The 1250-nt window shown below is 39.0% G+C and carries 1 protein-coding gene; it reads right to left on the bottom strand.

Annotation, left to right across the window (positions count from 1 at the left end):
• Positions 1–30: 30 nt before the first annotated feature.
• A protein-coding gene (locus tag Q0940_RS17010; RefSeq protein WP_299271136.1) for an IS3 family transposase occupies positions 31–1202 on the bottom strand; the annotation gives its coding sequence in 2 pieces (ribosomal slippage) (positions 31–929 and positions 929–1202; 1173 coding nt in all).
• Between the last annotated feature and the right edge of the window lie 48 nt (positions 1203–1250).

The raw sequence follows: 1250 nt of genomic DNA on the forward strand, positions 1-1250 counted from the left end.
TGATGTGACCTCGTAAAAGTAGACACGGGGTTAATTTAATTCTTCATATTGCATGGGACTCATATAGCCTAGAGTTCCATGTCTTCTTACCGAGTTGTAATATTTTTCAATATAAAAACGACTTTGTACAGTCATTTCATTTCGACTCAATTGAGTTAAGTTATGCATCCATTCTTTTTTGTATTGGGCAAAGAAGCTTTCTGAGCAGGCATTATCCCAACAATTTCCTTTTCTAGACATACTTATCGTCACGCCTCGTTTATTTAGCCAACGAATTGTATCTTTTGCTCTGTACTGACATCCTTGGTCTGAATGAAACAGTAAATTATCGCCATCTGGCTTACGAGCTTGCCATGCCTTTTTTAACGTCCTAATAACTAAAGAGGCATTATTTATTCTACTCGTCGCCCAACCGACCACTTTACGTGAGTACAAGTCGAGAATGACACACAAGTACTGCCAACCTTCATTACAGCGAACTTGAGTGATGTCTGAAGCCCACACCTTGTTTGCTTCTTTCACATTAAACTGGCGTTGTAGTATATGAGTCGTCGGCATAAATGTTGACTCTTTAGCTGCCTTATTCATTCTGTGTTTTCCCGCAACTGAGCGATAGCCCATACACTGTAGCAAGCGTTGTACTTTACCTTGACTGCAATCAAAACCATGAGACACAGCTGCATCCCATAATTTTCTATAACCTGGAATGCAATGCTCTTTATCACTAACGCGCTTTAAAAAGTCCCTCAGTAATGTGTTTTTATCAGCATGTTTACTTGGAGCTTGTTGACACCATTTATAATATCCAGCTCTGGAAACACCAAGCCATTTACACATTTTATTAACGGGCTGCTTTGTATTGGCGTGTTTATTTATATACGCAAATCTTATTCTTTTAGCCTGTCGAAGTAGGCCTTCGCCTTTTTTAACACATCATTCTCCAATTGAGCCTCCTCAAGTTGCTTTTCGAGTTTACGAACTTGGCGCTCTAAATCAGTATAAGACTTATCTGGACCAGCATTCTTAATTGGCTTATTCGTGTGCTTTTTAGACGTCATTTGGTTTCTCCACCTTGATAGCAGTGCAGGATGTATTCCTAGCTTTAAGGCTGTTATCTTAACGGTATCTGGAGACGCTAGCGATTGTTCAACCGCTTTTATTTTAAATTCAATTGTGTGCTTACGTTGATTCTGGATTTTCATGACACCTTATTCCTAAAAAAAGGTGTCTACTTTTGTGGAGTCATATCA

This window comes from uncultured Psychrosphaera sp., assembly GCF_947500655.1.
Classification (GTDB): domain Bacteria; phylum Pseudomonadota; class Gammaproteobacteria; order Enterobacterales; family Alteromonadaceae; genus Psychrosphaera.